The following is a 16,639-nucleotide window of genomic DNA, read 5'->3' on the forward strand; positions in this document are numbered from 1 at the left end:
CCGTTCCGGGGCATGATCCGAACAGGAGGGGTGGACGGACCTGTGGAAATCTCTGCCGGTGGACGTCTGGAGATCCGTGTCTCCGCCGCTGACGTGGGCAAACGCGTCTCCGTGCGGCGCGTCGACGAGGATGCCGCCGGGGGTGGGAAATTCACCGACACGGTTGGTGTTCTCACATCATGGGACGACGGTGTCCTGCTGATCACCCGGCGGAACGGGGAGCGGGTACGGATCGCGGAGTCCTCGCTGGTGGCGGGGAAGACCGTGCCCGCCGCCCCCGCCCGGCGCCGCGGTCCGGCCGCCTCGTACGCGGAACTGGCGCACATCTCCGCGCGGGCCTGGCAGCCGGTCGAGCGGGAGCGGCTCGGTGAGTGGGAGCTGCGGGCCGCCGCCGGATTCACCCGGCGCGCCAACTCGGTGCTGCCGCTGGGCGATCCCGGGCTGCCGCTCGACGAGGCGCTGACGGCCGTACGCGACTGGTACGCGGCCCGGGGGCTGCCCGCGTACCTCCAGCTCGCCACCGGCGCGGAGGGCACGCAGGAGCTGCTGTGCGCCGAGGTGGCGGACCGGGGCTGGGTCCGTGAGGTCACCGCCGAGCTGTGGATCGGGGCGCTCGCGCCGGTCGCGGACCGGGAGGCGGCCGGGGTCGAGCTGTCCCGGACAGCCGACGAGGCGTGGCTCGGCCGCTATCAGCGCAAGGGCCTCGGCGAGGTCGCGCTGAAGGTGCTCGGGAGCGGGCCCTCGGTGTGGTTCGCGACGGTGCCGGGCGCGGAGGGCGCGGGGCCCGCCGCCATCGGGCGGTGCGTGGTGGACGGGCGGTGGGCCGGTTTCTCGGCCGTCGAGGTCGACCCCGCCCTGCGGCGGCAAGGGCTCGCGACGACGGTGATGACGGCGCTGGCGCGGCGGGCCCTGGACGAGGGGGCCTCCGCCGGCTGGCTGCAGGTGGAGGAGGACAACGTGGGGGCGCGGGCCATGTACGGGGGGTTGGGCTTCGCGGCGCATCACTCGTACCACCACTATCGGGAGCCCGGGAGCGCGGCCGGGAGTGCGGCCGAGGGCTTCGGCGCCGGCTCGCGGTCGGGTGGATCGTCGTGAGCGGGCAGCAGCCGGCCGGGGCGGGGCCGGGGCCGCGGCCGCCCGGGGCGGAGCGGGGCGGCGAGGTGCGGCGGCGGTTCGCGGAGGAGGCCCGGGCCGAGCGGCCCGATCTGGCCATGCTGTGCCTGCTGGTGGGCGCGGCGGGCGACGGGGCGCTGGACGACGCGGGGATCGACGCCGCCGAGATCGAACTCGACCGGCTGGCCGGGCAGATGCCGTACCGGCCCGGCGGCCCCCGCGCCTGGGCGGACGCGACGGCCGAACTGCTCGGCGAGCGGTGCGGGTTCCGTGGCTCCCCGGGTGACTATCAGCGGCTGGAGTCCTCGCTGCTGCACCAGGTGCTGCTGCGGCGGCGGGGGCTGCCGATTCTGCTGTCGGTGGTGTGGATGGAGGTGGCCCGGCGGGCCGGGGCGCCCGTGTACGGGGTGGCGCTGCCGGGGCACTTCGTGGTGGGGTTCGGGCCGCCCGGGGACCAGGTGCTCGCCGATCCGTTCGACGGGGGGCGGGTACTGACCGGGAGCGACGCGGAGTTGCTGGTCGCGGGGGCGACGGGGGCTCCGCTGGACCCCGGGATGCTGGAGCCCGCCGATCCGCTGGACGTGGTGGTGCGGGTGCTGAACAACGTGCGGGCGTGGGCCGCCGCCCGGCCCGAGCGGACGGATGTCGCGCTGTGGGCGCTGGAGTTGTCGCTCGCGATGCCGTCGCATCCGGCGCGGTTGCGGTACGAGTGGGCGCGGTTGCTGGTGCAGCGTGGGGAGTATGTGCGGGGGGCCGTCGCGTTGGAGGAGTACGCGGAGGTGGTGGACGGGGTGGATGCGGGGGCCGCGGAGAAGGTGCGGCGGCAGGCGTCCGCTGCGCGGGCTCTGCTGAATTGAGGGTGGCTGTTCGCCTTGGGGCGCCTGTTCGCGGTGGGGCGCCTTTTCGCCGTGGGGCGCCTGTTGTCGGGCGGGTGCGGGTTCGTTGGGGCTGGTCGCGCAGTTCCCCGCGCCCCTGACTCTGCTGCGGCTGGACTCGGTCAGCAGCACAGCCATCCGTCCTCCAGCCAGCACCCCCGGCTTCTACAACCAGCCCTTCTCCCTTGCCGTCCGTACCGCCTCCGTTCGGTTGCGGACCGCCAGTTTGTGGATCGCCGTCGACAGGTAGTTGCGGACCGTGCCCTGGGAGAGGTGGAGGGTCTTGGCGAGTTCCGCGTTGGTGGAGCCGTCGGCCGCCGCGCGGAGGACCTCGCGTTCGCGGTCGGTCAGGGGGTTGGCGCCCTCGGCCAAGGCCGCCGCCGCGAGGGTGGGGTCGATGACGCGCTCGCCCGCCAGGACTCGGCGTACCGCGTCCGCGAGTTGCGCGGCGGGGGCGTCCTTGACCAGGAAGGCGTCGGCGCCGGCCTCCATGGCGCCGCGGAGGTAGCCGGGGCGGCCGAAGGTGGTGAGGACGACCAGTTTCACCGCCGGGAGCGCTTGGTGGAGCTGGGCCGCCGCCTCGATGCCGGTCGCGCCCGGCATCTCGATGTCGAGGAGGGCCACGTCGATGTCGTGGGCGCGGGCGGCGGCAAGGACCTCGTCACCGCGGGCCGCCTGGGCCACGACCTCGATGTCGGGCTCCAGGCCGAGCAGGGCGGCCAGGGCCTCGCGGACCATCGACTGGTCCTCGGCGAGCAGGACCTTGATCGTGCGGGTCATGCGCCGGATCCTATGTCCGGGTGCGGGTCCCGGGGAGTGGCGGGGGCCCTGGCCACCAGGCGGAAGCCGTGGGGGGAGCGGCCGGCCTCCAGAGGACCGGCCTCCAGGGTGCCGCCCACCTTGTCGAGCCGCTCGGTGAGGCCGGCCAGACCGCTGCCGAGGGCGTCACCGCCGACGGCCGGGCCGCCCGGGTGACCCCTTCCGTCGTCGTCCACGGTCAGTTCGAGCATGGGGCCGTCGAGGGTCTGGCGGCGGACCAGGTCCACCGTGCAGCGGCGGGCGCCGCTGTGTCGTACGACGTTGGTGACGGCCTCGCGCAACGCCCAGGCGAGGGCGGACTCGCTGTCCTCCGGGGCGTCGGTGAGGTCGGGATCGGCGGGGAGTTCGGCGGTGATGCCGGCCGCCGTCAACGCGTCGCGGGCGCCCGCGAGTTCGGCGGCGAGGCGGGGGCGGCGGTAGCCGGTGACGGCCTCGCGGACGTCGACCAGGGCCTGACGGCTGACGTGTTCGATGTCGGCGACCTGCTCGGCGGCCCGGTCGGGGTGGTCGGGGAGCATCCGGCCCGCCAGCTCGCTCTTGAGGGTGATCAGGGAGAGGGAGTGGCCGAGGAGGTCGTGCAGGTCACGGGCGAGCCGCAGGCGCTCCTCGTTGGCGGCGAGCTGGGCGACCGTGGCCCTGGCCTCGCGCAGTTCCCGTGTCGTGCGGATGAGTTCGCGGACGCCGGTCATGGAGAAGCCGCCGAGGAGGGCCGGCAGGAGCAGGGAGGCGAGGTACGCCTCGCCCTCCGGTACGGCGAGGGCGATGGCGGTGAGCAGCGCGGAGGCCGCCAGGATCGTGAAGCGGGCGAGCCGCAGGGGGAGGGCCGCGCCGGACGCCACCGACACGTAGACGAAGAGGACGAGCCACTCGCGGCCGAGGCTGAGGGCGAGGACCGAGGACTGGGCGGCGAGGACGGCGAGCGCGCCGAGCACCGGTCCGGTGGTGTCGCGGCGGCCGGTGCGGAAGATCAGCGCGAAGTACCAGGCGACGAAGGCCACCAGGCCGATCCAGCCGAGGACGACGACACCGTCGCTGTGGCCCCCGTGCAGCAGGTCGCTGACGGGGGCGCTCAGATAGGCGAGCCAGATCCCGGTCCAGAGGAACTTGATGGCCCTCTGCCGACGGTTCTGCGGGCGCTGCCCGATGCGGACGCCGCTCACGCCTTCAGCGTGTCCTTGCGGTAGAGCCAGGCCGCGCCGCCCGCGAACAGGGCGAACCAGACGGTCAGGATGGCGACGTCCTTGGCGTGCGGGGCCTGGCTCTGCTCGATGGCCTGCCCCAGGGCGGCGTACGCGTGCGTGGGCACCCATTTCGCGATGTCCTGCAGCCACTGGGGGAACGTCGTCGTCGGCATCCACAGACCGCCGAGCATCGACAGACCGAAGTAGGTGATCATCGTGATCGGGCGGACCGCGTCGCCGCTGGCGAGGTAGCCGAGGGCGACCCCGAGCGCGGCGAAGACCAGGCTGCCGGCCCAGATCGCGCCGGTGAGGGCGAGCCACTGCCAGGCGTCCAGGCGTACGCCCTTCACCACGGCCGCCACCCCGAAGACGATCACGATGGAGGGCAGGCTGACCACGGCCGCGCTCGCGGTCTTCGCGAGGACATAGCCGCGGCCCGGCAGCGTGGTGAGCCGCAGCTGCCGTACCCAGCCGCCCTCCCGTTCCTTGGCGATGCGTTCGCTGTTGCCCATCAGGACGGCTGTCAGGGCGCCGAAGGAGGCCATGGAGACCATCATGTACGTCGGCAGGGTCAGACCGGTGTCGCCGAGCTTCTCGGTGTTGCTCGCGCTGCCCGCGATCAGCAGGAACAGCAGCGAGGGGTAGAGCACCGAGAAGAACATGGCCTTGCGGTTGCGCAGGGCGCGGACGAGTTCCAGCTTGATGAGGCTGTTCATGACTGCTGCTTCGCCTCCTCGGCGGCGGTGATCGCGACGAAGGCCTGCTCCAGGCCGAGGCCGGTGACTTCGAGGTTGCGGGGGTACAGGCCGAGGCCGTACAGGGCGTGGACGGTCGCGTCGGCGTCGGTGGACTGGATGCGGACGGTTCGCCCGGAGCCCGCGGCGGAGCCGCTGTGGGACACCGTGAGGGTGGCGAGGAACGGGAGGCCGCGCAGCCGCTGCTCGTCGGCCCCGCCGTCGGGCAGGTCGAAGGAGATCCGGCGGGCGCCCGCCTTGGCCTTGATCTCGGCCGCGGTGCCGTCGGCCAGCAGACGGCCCCGGTGCAGGACGAGCACCCGGTCGGCGATGGCGTCGGCCTCTTCGAGGTAGTGGGTGGCGAACAGGACGGTACGGCCCTGGTCGGCCTGTTCGCGCATGGTGGCCCAGAAGGCCTGGCGGGCGGTGACGTCCATGCCGGTGGTGGGCTCGTCCAGGACGATCAGGTCGCTGTCGCCGGCCGTGGCGAGGGCGAAGCGGACGCGCTGGGCCTGGCCGCCGGAGAGCTTGTCGACCTTGCGGTCGGCGATCTGGGTGATGCCGGCGCGGGCGAGCACCTCGGGGACCGGGTACGGCCTCGGGTGCAGGTCGCAGGCGAGCCGGACCAGTTCGGCGACCGTGACCTCGTCCATCAGGCCACCGCTCTGCAGCATGGCGCCCACGCGTCCGGCGACGAGCGCCTCGCGCGGGCTGGTGCCGAACAGGCCGATGGTGCCGCTGTCGGCGTTCTTGAGGCCGAGCAGCAGGTCCAGGGTGGTGGACTTGCCGGCCCCGTTCGGGCCCAGCAGGGCCACGGTCTCCCCCGGGTACAGGGCGAGCGTCATACCGTCCACGGCCCGCACGTCCCCGTACGCCTTCGTCACGTTGTCGAATCCCACCACCGCGCTGGCGGTGGCCGTCGTCGTGGTCGTCGTCATGGACACCATCGTCGGCGGGCGTGGGGTGCGGGCGGCAGTGTCGGGGGTCCTGAAGGCGGGATGACAGAAGTCATACCGGGGACGGTGACAAGGCGGCGCGGGATACGCGGAGGGGGCGCCCGGTGAGTACCGGGCGCCCCCTCCGTGAGGTGATCCGATCCGCTAGCTCGGGTCCGTCTCGATGACCGCCGTGCGGTTCGTCGTGCTCTTCAGGGCCTGGCGGAGGGCGCCGTAGACGTCCTGGACGGTGACCGGGGTCTTCTCGCCGGTGGCGCGGGTGATGAGGACGCCGTCGAAGGTGCCGCCGTAGAGCTCCTTGAGGGCCTTCTCGTCGTAGGAGTCGACGAGCTTGCCGTCGACGGTCTTGACGGTGAGGAACCTCCAGAGCGAGTTCTCCGGGCTCAGCGGGATGCTGTGCGCGGCGTCCGTCTGGACGGTCACGGTGCCCGACATGGCGGGCCTCGCGAACTCCTTCATGAACCGGTCGACCTCGGCCTTGTCGACCGACGGCTCCTTGGTGGTGGTCGGGAGCTGTACCGCCGCCGCCTTGCCGGTCTCGACCTGGGTGCGGTACGCCTCCTCGACGGCCTCGGTGGACTCGCCGACCGCGACGCCCTTGCCCGCCTTGCCGTAGACGGCGACCGCCTTGCCCGCCTCGTACTTGACGGTGCCGTCGGTCGACGAACCCGCGCCGCCCGCCGCGCGCTGCAGCGCGGCCTCCAGCTTCTCCTCGTCGACGGGCATCACGGGTGCGACGACCCGCTGCTGGCCGAAGAGGGAGCCGATCACCGAGACGGGGTTGTAGTCGCTGACGGCGGCGGCGCTGACCGTGGCCTGCTTGTCGAACTGGAGTCCGGCCTGGTCGGGGCGGAGGGAGACGGTCTCGCCGTCGACGCTGAGCTGCAGCGCCTGCTCCGTGCTCTTGCCGAAGGCCGCGTCGAGCTTGTTGACGGCCTCGTCACGGGTTCCGCCGCCGATGTCGACGCCGAGGACGGTGGTGCCCTTGGGCACGTCGGAGTGGTTCATCAGCAGCCCGGCGCCGTAGACACCACCGCCGAGGACGATCACCCCGCCGACGAGCAGGCCGAGCTTGCTGCGGCCCTTCTTCTTGGCCGGCTTGGCGGACTTCGTGTTCTTCGCCGGGCCGGACTTCTGCTGCTGCGGCCCGGGGTCGGGCAGCTTCGGCGGGGTGTGCCGCACCGCGCCGTCGGGGCCGCCCGCGCCGAACGGTGTGCCCTGGGTGCCCGGGGGCACGACCGGGATGCCGCTGGTCAGGGTGTGCCCGGAGGGGTTGTCGACGAGCGGGCCGGGGCCGCCGTGGACCGGGGCGCCCGGCTCGGGGGCGTGCCGCTGCGGGGTGAGGACCGCGGTGTCGTCGCTGAGACCGCCGCCGGGGCGGGCGTAGGCGCTCGCGGCACCGGGTGCGGAGAAGTCCTCGGGGCCACCGAAGGGGTTGCCCTGGTAGCCCGGGTTCCCGGCACCTCCCTGTCCGGGCGGCGGGCCGAGCGGGCTGTCGCCGGTGACGGGGCCGCCGGTGGGGCCCGCCGGGCCGGAGCGGCCGTTCGGGCCGCCGGGGCGGGCGCCGCCGTCGGAGAAGTACGGCAGGTCGTCGCGCTCGGGCTTGGTGCCCGCCAGCGCGGCGGAGACGTCGAAGGAGCCGGTGCCGCCGCCGTGGCCGGGGGCGACCGGCTGACCGCCGGTGGCACCGGGGAGCCCGGCGCCGTTCGTCCCGCCGGGCCTGGGGCCGGCGCTCGCGCCGGGGCGCGGGCCTCCGGGCTGTGCGCCACCGGGGCCGCCGGCCAGCGGGCCGGTGCCGCCCGTGCCGCCGGGGCGGGCGCCCGCACCGGTGCCGTTACCGGGGCCGCCCGGCGCGCCGGGGCCGCCGAGCGAGCCGGTGGAGAATCCGGCGCCATTGCTCGGACCGCCGCCGCCCGCGCCCTTCGGGGGCGGGGTGGCGCCCTTGCGGGGCGCGAACCAGTCGCTGGTGGGCTTGTCGTCGCCCGGCGCGGTGAGCTCCGGCGCGGGGGCCGGGGTGTCCGTGAACACGGGCATGGCCGTGGTGCCGGTGGTCTCCGACACGGACCCGGGTCCGGTGTCGTCCGCGGCGCCCTCGCCGTCGCCGACCGGCTTGCGGACGACGACCGGCGGGATCGGACGCGAGCCGGGGATGTTGATCCGGACGCGCGTCGTCAGCGTGGTCTCGGTCTTGGGTCCGTCCGGTCGCTCGCCCGCGCCCGACCGGGCCGCGTCGGCGCCGGCCTCGGTGGCCATGGGCGTGCCGTACGGCGGTGTCCCCGACGGGTACGCGGTGCTGCCGCGCCCATTGGCCCCGGAGGACGAAGTGTCAGTTTCACGACTCAAGGCAGGTTCTCCCGGTTTGCTCCGCCGCCCGTCACGACCTCAACTCAGCGGGCAGCTCGGCGGCGCGCACCACCATACTGGCCACTTCCGGCGCGTATCCCACGACCGCGTGGGAAACCATCACGGGACCCGCACCTGGGTACCGCGGCGAAGTGGTACGTCACTTGCCAAGTCGGGCGTCGGACCCGGTCGGTTGCCGCCCCCGCCCAAGGGTGGCGCACATCACAGCCACCGCCATACCGCCGAGCAGGAACAGATACGAGCCGGTGCCCGCCCCGAACAGGAAGTCTCCCTCCGGCCGGGTGGACGTCAGCAGGACGACGGAGATCATCCAACCGGCGGCCGGCGCAACGGCCCCCGCCCGGCCGCCCGTCGCCCGTGCGCCGCCCAGGAAGAGCCCGGTCGCGGCCAGCAGCGCGAGCAGCAATCCGCCGGGGAACCAGGCCGCTTGGAGCAGCCCGCCGGCCACGCCGACCACCGCTCCCAGCACGAAGAGCCCCAGATGGGCGACGGCCCGCCCGGCCGGGGGAAACGCCAACGGCTGGGCGAGCGCGCTGCCTTGTCCGCCCGTCGGCCGGTCCTTCGCGGTCATCGCCGGCCCGCCTCTCGGCGGCCGTGCGCGCGCACCACTCGTTCGTCATACCCATGCGTACGCATCACAGGGCCGTTCCGTTCTGCTGTTCCTCGAAAGACTGCCGTTCTTCCCCGAAAGACCGCCGCTCCTGGGGAGAAACACCGGGGATCCCCTCGAACAAGTCGCTCTCCCGGCTCCCTCCTTCACGTCTGCCGCGGACCAACTCGTAGTACTCGGTGGCCAGGAGGGGCTGTGCGAGTTTGTTGGAGAGGGCGAAGTACGGTCCGGCGACCTCGATCTGGGTGACGTGCGCGCGCATCGCGGCGGCCTTCGCTGCCGCGAAGCCGGTGCCGTCGATCTCGGTGGTGACGATGTGGTCGTCCACCACTCCGGGCACATCGGTGACACTCGCGGCCTGCCGGAACGGCAGCCGTCCGGGCTCGGCGAGGTCGCGGCGGAGCCGGCCGAAGCCCTCCAGGAGCACGCCGCGCGGCACCCGGTTCCAGTAGACCTTGTCGATGTCCCAGGGGGCGCCCAGGTCGGGGCGGAAGTCCGGGTCGGCGGTCAGCGCGGCGGCGCGCATGGCGACGCGGTGGGCCTGGAGGTGGTCGGGGTGGCCGTAGCCGCCGTTGGGGTCGTAGGTGACGAGGACCTGGGGGCGGACCTCGCGGATCACCTCGACCAGGTGGGCGGCGGCCTCGTCGACGTCGGCGGACCAGAAGGCGCCGGGGCGCTCGTTCTGTTCGACGCCCATCATCCCGGAGTCGCGGTAGCGGCCGGGGCCGCCGAGGAAGCGGTGGTCGGTGACGCCGAGTTCCTTCATGGCCCGGGCCAGCTCGTCCACCCGGTGCGGGCCGAGGGTGTCGTCACGGTCGGGTGCGAGGTGCGCGAGACCGGGCGGGATGACCTCGCCCTCCTCGCCGAGCGTGCAGGTCACCAGCGTCACCCGCGCTCCCTCGGCCGCGTACCTGGCCATGGTCGCGCCGTTGTTGATCGACTCGTCGTCCGGGTGCGCGTGCACCAGGAGCAGTCGGCGGGTGGGCAGATCCGTCATGGGGCCCACCCTACGAGGCCCACGGACCGCGCCCGTGCCGGGCGCGGTCATTCACAGGAACGGCCGGACCTCGGCCGGAGGGGTCAGAACTTGATGCTGCCGATCATGCCCGCGATGTTGGTCGTCAGCTCGCTGATCGTCGGCGCGATGGTCGAGGAGGCGAGGTAGAAGCCGAGCAGGATGCAGATGATCGCGTGTGGTGCCTTCAGCCCTGACTTCTTGATCAGGATGAAGACGATGATCGCCAGCAGCACCACCGCCGAAATCGAGAGTGCCACGGCGGCTCACCTCCAAAAAGTTCCCTGGGACCTGGGGAGCGAAGCAGTTGTCGTGGGCTGACGGCGGGACCGTCGTCAACCGGTGACGTGGGTGACGCAGTTGTAAATCCATACAGCGGCCAGCAGGTTCATACCCACCCAGCGGTAGTGATCATAACTATCCATACGCGCGCATCGATCGGCGCACGGCCGCACAAGGGGGCGCATGGCCAATATGGTCGGAGCATGACGACCCAGCCCGAGTCCTTTCCCCGCCGACACGCCCGGACACAACGTTTCACCCTCGGCGCGCCACGGGCGTTCTCCGTCGCGCCGGACGGCTCCCGGGTGGTGTTTCTGCGGTCTTCGTCCGGCTCCGATCGGGCCAACAAACTCTGGGTGCTGGACCTCCGGGACGGTGGTGAGCGCGTGGCGGCCGATCCGGGCGCGCTGCTCGCCGGCGCCTCGGAGGAGTTGTCGGCCGAGGAGCGCGCACGCCGTGAGCGCCTGCGCGAGGGCGGCGCCGGGATCGTCGGCTACGCCACCGACGCGGCCGTGGAAATGGCCTCTTTCGCCTTGTCAGGGCGGCTTTTCGTGTCCGAGCTGCGGGCCGGGACGGCACGTGAACTGGACGTTCCCGGACCGGTGATCGACCCCCGCCCCTCCCCCGACGGCCGGTACGTCGCCTACGTCGCCCAGGGCACCCTGCGGGTGGTGGAGGCGGAGGGCGGCGACGACGTCGCGCTCACCGAGGAGGACGTGGAGAACGTCACGCACGGTCTGGCGGAGTTCATCGCGGCCGAGGAGATGGGCCGTTCCCGTGGTTTCTGGTGGTCGCCGGAGTCGGACCGGCTGCTGGTGGCGCGTGTGGACGACACGCCGGTGCGCCGCTGGTGGATCTCGGACCCCGCACAGCCGGAAAGGGACCCGCGGCGGGTCGCGTATCCGGCCGCCGGGACCGCCAATGCCGACGTACGGCTCTTCGTGACCGACCTCGCCGGGGCCCGTACGGAGGTCGTGTGGGACCGGAAGCGCTACCCGTATCTGGCGCATGTGCACTGGTCAGCGGCGGGTGCGCCACTGATCCTGGTGCAGGCGCGGGACCAGCGCAGCCAGCTGTTCCTGGCCGTGGATCCGGACTCGGGGACGACCCGTATGGTGCACGCCGACGAAGATCCACATTGGCTTGATCTTTTCCCCGGGGTGCCCGCCTGGAGTCCGTCGGGGCGGCTCGTGCGTGTCGCGGACGAGGGCGGCGCGCGGGTGCTGGCGGTCGGCGAACGCCCGCTGACGGGCCCGCAGTTGCACGTCCGCGCGGTGCTCGACGTGTCCGACGACGACGTCCTGGTCTCCGCGTCGGCCGGCGAACGGGCCGCCGCCCCGGAGATCGGTGAGATCCACGTCTACCGGGTGAACGAGCTGGGGATGGAGCGCGTCTCGCAGGAGCCCGGCGTGCACTCGGCGGTGCGCGCCGGGGGCGTGACCGTACTCGTCTCGGCCGTCCCGGAGCGGCCGGGCGCCCAGGTCCGGGTGCTCCGGGACGGCAAGCAGGTGGCCACCGTGGCATCCCATGCGGAAGATCCCGGTATGTCACCGCGCGTGCGGTTTACACAGGGGGGCGCACGCCGCGTACCGTGCGCCCTGCTTATGCCGAGTGACTACGACGGGACCGCACCCCTGCCCGTCCTCATGGACCCCTACGGCGGTCCGCACGGCCCTCGGGTGCTCGCCACCCACAACGCGCACCTCACCTCGCAGTGGTTCGCCGACCAGGGTTTCGCGGTGGTGGTCGCCGACGGGCGCGGCACCCCCGGCCGCTCCACCGCCTGGGAGAAGGAGATCGACGGCGACTTCACCCTCTCCCTGGACGACCAGGTGGACGCCCTGCACGACCTCGCCGAGTCCCATCCGCTGGACCTGTCCCGGGTGGCGATCCGTGGCTGGTCGTACGGCGGCTGGCTGGCGGCCCTCGCGGTGCTGCGGCGCCCGGACGTCTTCCACGCGGGCATCGCGGGCGCCCCGGTCACCGACTGGCGGCTGTACGACACGCACTACACCGAGCGGTACCTCGGCGATCCGGCGCAGGCACCGGCGGCGTACGCGAGGAGTTCGCTGGTCACGGACGAGGGGCTGTCCTCGCCCGCCGAGCCGCATCGCCCGCTGATGATCGTGCACGGCACCGCCGACGACAACGTGGTCTTCGCCCACGCGCTGCGGCTGTCCTCCGCGCTGCTCGCGGCCGGCCGCCCGCACGAGGTGCTGCCGCTCTCCGGTGTCACCCACATCACCCCGCAGGAACAGGTCGCCGAGAACCTGCTGCTGCTCCAGGTGGACTTCCTGAAGCGCTCGCTGGGGCCGAGCTAGCCGGGTGGCGGAACGGGCAAGGCAACGGGCCGGGGCTACATGGCGAGCCCCGGCCCGTTTACGGCACCCGCACGGCCGTACGCGTAGTAGATTCGCGCGTCCGTATATCGGAACGACGACAGTCAAGTTGCCTGTGTGTTAACGCGGTTGGTGAGCATTTGTACGCCTATTCCGCCCCATCCGCATGATCGTCCGGTGGCACCACGCGCTTCTCCTCCGCGAAGTGGCAGGCCGAGTCATGGGCCGCCGGGCCCGTGGTGAGCCGGAACTCCGCCGGGACCGCGAGCAGCGGCACCTCCAGCGTGCAGCGCTCCTGGGCCTTCCAGCAGCGGGTCCGGAAGCGGCACCCGGAGGGGATGTTGGTCGGCGAGGGCACGTCGCCGAAGAGGATGATCCGCTCCCGGTGCTCACGCGCCTCGGGGTCCGGGACGGGCACGGCGGACAGCAGCGCCTGGGTGTAGGGATGCGTCGGGTGGTCGTAGATCTCGGCGTCGCGGCCGACCTCCACGATCCGCCCGAGGTACATCACCCCGACCTGGTCGGAGATGTGCCGCACGATCGACAGGTCGTGCGCGATGAACACGTACGACAGGCCGAACTCGCCCTGGAGCCGGTCCAGCAGGTTGATGACCTGGGCCTGGACGGAGACGTCGAGGGCGGAGACGGGTTCGTCGGCGACGATGATCTCGGGGCGGAGCGCCAACCCCCGGGCGATGCCGATGCGTTGGCGCTGGCCGCCGGAGAACTGGTGCGGATAGCGGTTGATGTACTCGGGGTTGAGGCCGACCACGTCGAGCAGGTCCTGCACCCGGCGCCGGCGGTCGCCCTTGGGCGCGACCTCGGGGTGGATGTCGTACGGCTCGCCGATGATGTCGCCCACGGTCATCCGGGGGTTGAGCGAGGTGTACGGGTCCTGGAAGACCATCTGGATGTTGCGGCGGACGGTCTTGAGGGCCTTGCCGGAGAGCTTGGTGATGTCCTCGCCCTTGTACTTGATCGCCCCGGCCGTCGGGCGCTCAAGGTTGACCAGCATCTTGGCAACCGTTGATTTGCCGCAGCCGGATTCCCCGACGATGCCGAGGGTCTCACCCCTGTGGAGCGTGAAGTCCACACCGTCGACAGCCTTGACGGCACCGACCTGCTTCTTGAACAGAATGCCCTGAGTCAACGGGAAGTGCTTGACCAGTCCACTGACTTCCAGGATCGGATCAACACTTGATCCGGACGCCTCCACCGCCTCAACGGTTGACTCGGTCATCGAGGCACTCCCTCCAGAAGTGGCAGGCGCTCATCCGGATCCCTTCGGCCGGTTCCACGTCGTACAGCGGGGGTACGTCGGTCCGGCACAGGTCGCGGGCCATCGGGCAGCGGGGGTTGAAGGCGCAGCCGGACGGGATGTTCATCAGGTTGGGCGGCAGGCCCTTGATCGCGTACAGCTCCTGGCCCTTCTGGTCCAGCCGCGGGATCGAGTCGAGCAGGCCCCGGGTGTAGGGGTGGGCGGGGGCCTTGTAGATGTCGTGGACGGGGGCGGACTCGACGATCCGGCCCGCGTACATCACGGCGATGCGGTCGGCGACGTCCGCGACGACACCGAGGTCGTGGGTGATGAGGACGAGGCCCATCCGGAGTTCGCGTTGCAACTCGGCCAGCAGGTCCATGACCTGGGCCTGGACGGTGACGTCCAGCGCGGTCGTCGGTTCGTCGGCGATGATCAGGGCGGGTTCCAGGGCCAGCGCCATGGCGATCATGATGCGTTGGCGCATACCGCCGGAGAACTGGTGCGGATAGTCCCGTACGCGCTCCTTGGCGGCCGGGATACGGACCCGGTCCATCAGCTCGACGGCCTTGGCGCGGGCGTCCTTCTTCGACATGCCCCGGTGCACGACGAACATCTCGCCGAGCTGATCGCCGACGGAGAGCACGGGGTTGAGGGAGGACAGGGCGTCCTGGAAGATCATCGCCATCCCGGCCCCGCGGATCTTCCTCCGCTCCTCCTCCTTGAGCTTCAGCAGGTCCTGGCCCTTGAAGAGGATCTCGCCACCGGTGATCCTCCCGGGCGGCATGTCGAGGATGCCCATGATCGCCTGCGCGGTGACCGACTTCCCGGACCCCGACTCCCCGAGCACGGCCAGCGTCTGCCCCTCGTCCACCCCGTAGTCGACCCCGTTGACCGCCTTGGCGACCCCGTCCCGCGTCCGGAACTCCACATGCAGATCACGCACTTCGAGCAGCATGACGCCGGCTCACCTCACCTTCGGATCGAGGGCGCCGCGCACCGCGTCGCCGAGCATGACGAAAGCCGGGCCGGTGACCGCCGTCGCCCCGCGCGGCCACGGGGGCGCGAAACCCCGTCCACCCCCGCGACCACCCCCGCCCGGCCACCTCACCCACGGCCCACACGCCCCTTGCCACATGACCACCACTCACCTCAGCTTCGGATCAAGGGCGTCGCGCACCGCGTCGCCGAGCATGATGAAGGCCAGGACGGTGATGGCTAGGGCTCCTGAGGGCCACAGCAGGGCGTGTGGGGCGTTGCGGATGTACGGGGAGGCGGCGGAGATGTCGATGCCCCAGGAGACGCTCGGGGGTTTCAGGCCGACGCCCAGGTAGGACAGGGTCGCCTCCAGGGCGATGTACGTGCCGAGCGCGATGGTGGCGACAACGATGACCGGGGCGACCGCGTTCGGGGTGATGTGGCGCAGCAGCATGCGGGAGTTGGAGGCGCCGAGGGCACGGGCGGCCTGGACGTAGTCGTTCTGTTTGGCGGTGATGACCGAGCCGCGGGCGATGCGGGAGATCTGCGGCCAGCCCAGCAGCACCATGAAGCCGATCACCGGCCAGATGGAGTTGCTGGTGACCACGGACAGCAGCACCAGACCGCCGAGGACCACCGGGATCGCGAAGAAGACATCGGTGATCCGGGACAGGAACGAGTCCGAGTACCCGCCGAAGAACCCGGCGAGTCCGCCGAGCACGGACCCGAGGAGCGCGACCCCGAGCGTGGCGCAGACACCGACCGCGATGGAGATCCGGGCCCCGTAGACCGTACGGGTGTAGACGTCACAGCCCTGCCCGTCGTACCCGAACGGATGGCCGGGCTGCGCGCCCTCCTGCGCCTTGGACAGGTCGCACTTGAGCGGGTTCCCGGAGGCGATCAGCGACGGCCAGAGGGAGATGACGACCAGGAAGAGGATCACCAGCGCCGAAATGATGAAGACGGGGTTGCGGCGCAGGTCGCGCCAGGCATCGGACCAGAGGCTGCGGGCCTTCTCGGAGGGGTCGCCGTTGACCGGGGCATCGTTGGCCGGGTCGCCGAGTCGCTTCTCCAGGGTCTCCCCCTCGGTGGTGGCCAGGTCCATCGTGCCGTCCTGCCCCGTCGCGGCGATCACCCCGTCCTCGGCGGCGCGCTGCCCGCCCGAGACGTGCGGCTCCTCCGGCTGCGGCTCAGGCATAGCGGATCCTCGGGTCGAGTACGGCGTAGAGGAGGTCGACGAGCAGGTTGGCGATCAGGAACACCAGGACGAGGACGGTCACGAAGCCGACGACGGTCTGCGTGTTCTGCCGCAGGATGCCCTGGTAGAGCTGGTAGCCGACGCCGTGGATGTTGAAGATCCGCTCGGTGACGATCGCGCCGCCCATCAGCGCGCCGATGTCGGTGCCGATGAAGGTGACCACGGGGATCAGCGAGTTCCGCAGCAGGTGTTTGCGGATCACCCGGTGGCGGGGCAGTCCCTTGGCGACGGCGGTGCGGACGTAGTCGGCGCGGGTGTTCTCCGCGATGGACGTCCGGGTCAGCCGGGTGACATAGGCGAGGGAGACGGAGGCGAGGACGAGCCCGGGGACGATCAGTTCGTCGAAGGGCGCCTCGGAGGAGACGGACGGCCGGATCCACCCCCACTCCACGCCCAGCAGCAGTTGCAGCAGCAGACCGGTGACGAAGGTGGGCACCGAGATGACGACCAGGGTGACCACCAGCGCCCCGGTGTCGACGGGCCGCCCGCGCCGCAGCCCGGTCACGACCCCCAGCGTGATGCCGATGACGATCTCGAAGAGGATCGCGACGATCGTCAGCCGGATGGTGACCGGGAAGGCGGAGCCCATCAGCTCGGTGACCTCCTGCCCGTTGAACGCGGTGCCGAAGTCGCCGGTGAAGACGTTGCCCATGTAGGTCAGGTACTGCCGCCACACGGGCTCGTCGAGTCCGAACTCGTGACGCAGCTGGGCGGCCGTCGCCGGATCGCACTCCCGGTCGCCGCAGAGGCCCGCGATGGGGTCGCCCATCACGTTCACCATCAGGAAGATCAGGAGGGTGGCGCCCACGAAGACCGGGATCATCTGGAGCAGGCGCCGGACGACGTACCGTCCCACG

The 16,639-nt window shown here is 71.9% G+C and carries 15 protein-coding genes; 3 read left to right on the top strand and 12 right to left on the bottom strand.

The window, feature by feature from the left end; all coding sequences use genetic code 11:
* Positions 1-42: 42 nt before the first annotated feature.
* Together ACZ7MG_RS07310 and ACZ7MG_RS07315 are read left to right on the top strand one after the other, a co-directional pair.
* Positions 43-1,095, top strand: a complete 1,053-nt coding sequence (locus ACZ7MG_RS07310; protein ID WP_471387755.1) for a GNAT family N-acetyltransferase — start codon at positions 43-45, stop codon at positions 1,093-1,095.
* Positions 1,092-1,970, top strand: coding sequence for a transglutaminase-like and tetratricopeptide repeat-containing protein (locus ACZ7MG_RS07315; RefSeq protein ID WP_471387758.1), 879 nt, complete (start codon positions 1,092-1,094; stop codon positions 1,968-1,970). Before ACZ7MG_RS07310 ends, ACZ7MG_RS07315 begins: the two co-directional genes overlap by 4 nt.
* Before the next feature lie 183 nt (positions 1,971-2,153).
* Here the strand turns inward: ACZ7MG_RS07315 and ACZ7MG_RS07320 are convergent, their stop codons facing one another.
* From ACZ7MG_RS07320 to ACZ7MG_RS07355, 8 genes are all read right to left on the bottom strand, one after another.
* Complete coding sequence (locus ACZ7MG_RS07320; RefSeq protein WP_471387760.1) at positions 2,154-2,768, bottom strand: response regulator; 615 nt, start codon at positions 2,766-2,768, stop codon at positions 2,154-2,156.
* Positions 2,765-3,967, bottom strand: a complete 1,203-nt coding sequence (locus ACZ7MG_RS07325; protein ID WP_471387763.1) for a sensor histidine kinase — start codon at positions 3,965-3,967, stop codon at positions 2,765-2,767. Before ACZ7MG_RS07325 ends, ACZ7MG_RS07320 begins: the two co-directional genes overlap by 4 nt.
* Positions 3,964-4,704, bottom strand: a complete 741-nt coding sequence (locus ACZ7MG_RS07330; RefSeq protein WP_471387765.1) for an ABC transporter permease — start codon at positions 4,702-4,704, stop codon at positions 3,964-3,966. The genes ACZ7MG_RS07325 and ACZ7MG_RS07330 overlap by 4 nt, the downstream gene beginning before the upstream one ends.
* A complete protein-coding gene (locus tag ACZ7MG_RS07335) occupies positions 4,701-5,660 on the bottom strand; it encodes an ABC transporter ATP-binding protein (protein ID WP_471387768.1) in 960 nt (319 codons plus the stop codon). The genes ACZ7MG_RS07330 and ACZ7MG_RS07335 overlap by 4 nt, the downstream gene beginning before the upstream one ends.
* A 162-nt stretch (positions 5,661-5,822) precedes the next feature.
* Entirely contained in the window at positions 5,823-8,021 is a 2,199-nt protein-coding gene (locus ACZ7MG_RS07340; RefSeq protein ID WP_471387770.1) for a hypothetical protein, read from the bottom strand.
* Between the two features lie 160 nt (positions 8,022-8,181).
* On the bottom strand, positions 8,182-8,613 hold the full coding sequence (locus tag ACZ7MG_RS07345) for a DUF6113 family protein (protein WP_471387773.1): 432 nt from the start codon (positions 8,611-8,613) through the stop codon (positions 8,182-8,184).
* A 64-nt stretch (positions 8,614-8,677) separates the two neighbouring features.
* Complete coding sequence (gene mshB, locus ACZ7MG_RS07350; RefSeq protein WP_471387774.1) at positions 8,678-9,649, bottom strand: N-acetyl-1-D-myo-inositol-2-amino-2-deoxy-alpha-D-glucopyranoside deacetylase; 972 nt, start codon at positions 9,647-9,649, stop codon at positions 8,678-8,680.
* Positions 9,650-9,732: 83 nt separating this feature from the next.
* Complete coding sequence (locus tag ACZ7MG_RS07355) at positions 9,733-9,927, bottom strand: hypothetical protein (protein ID WP_005480627.1); 195 nt, start codon at positions 9,925-9,927, stop codon at positions 9,733-9,735.
* Positions 9,928-10,152: 225 nt separating this feature from the next.
* On the opposite strand from ACZ7MG_RS07355, the gene ACZ7MG_RS07360 reads away from it, so the two are divergent.
* Entirely contained in the window at positions 10,153-12,270 is a 2,118-nt protein-coding gene (locus tag ACZ7MG_RS07360; RefSeq protein WP_471387778.1) for a S9 family peptidase, read from the top strand.
* A 166-nt stretch (positions 12,271-12,436) separates the two neighbouring features.
* On the opposite strand, the gene ACZ7MG_RS07365 is transcribed toward ACZ7MG_RS07360, so the two are convergent.
* The 4 genes from ACZ7MG_RS07365 to ACZ7MG_RS07380 all read right to left on the bottom strand — a co-directional run bounded on the left by ACZ7MG_RS07365 (position 12,437) and on the right by ACZ7MG_RS07380 (position 16,638).
* Positions 12,437-13,528, bottom strand: coding sequence for an ABC transporter ATP-binding protein (locus ACZ7MG_RS07365; RefSeq protein WP_471387781.1), 1,092 nt, complete (start codon positions 13,526-13,528; stop codon positions 12,437-12,439).
* Complete coding sequence (locus ACZ7MG_RS07370) at positions 13,509-14,504, bottom strand: ABC transporter ATP-binding protein (protein ID WP_471387783.1); 996 nt, start codon at positions 14,502-14,504, stop codon at positions 13,509-13,511. Before ACZ7MG_RS07370 ends, ACZ7MG_RS07365 begins: the two co-directional genes overlap by 20 nt.
* A gap of 189 nt (positions 14,505-14,693) precedes the next feature.
* Positions 14,694-15,722 carry an ABC transporter permease gene (locus tag ACZ7MG_RS07375; RefSeq protein ID WP_471387786.1) on the bottom strand — a complete coding sequence of 343 codons (1,029 nt, stop codon included), beginning with the start codon at positions 15,720-15,722 and terminating at the stop codon, positions 14,694-14,696.
* A complete protein-coding gene (locus tag ACZ7MG_RS07380) occupies positions 15,715-16,638 on the bottom strand; it encodes an ABC transporter permease (protein WP_471387789.1) in 924 nt (307 codons plus the stop codon). Before ACZ7MG_RS07380 ends, ACZ7MG_RS07375 begins: the two co-directional genes overlap by 8 nt.
* Position 16,639 lies beyond the last annotated feature (1 nt).

The organism is Streptomyces sp. NPDC107538 (assembly GCF_055657445.1).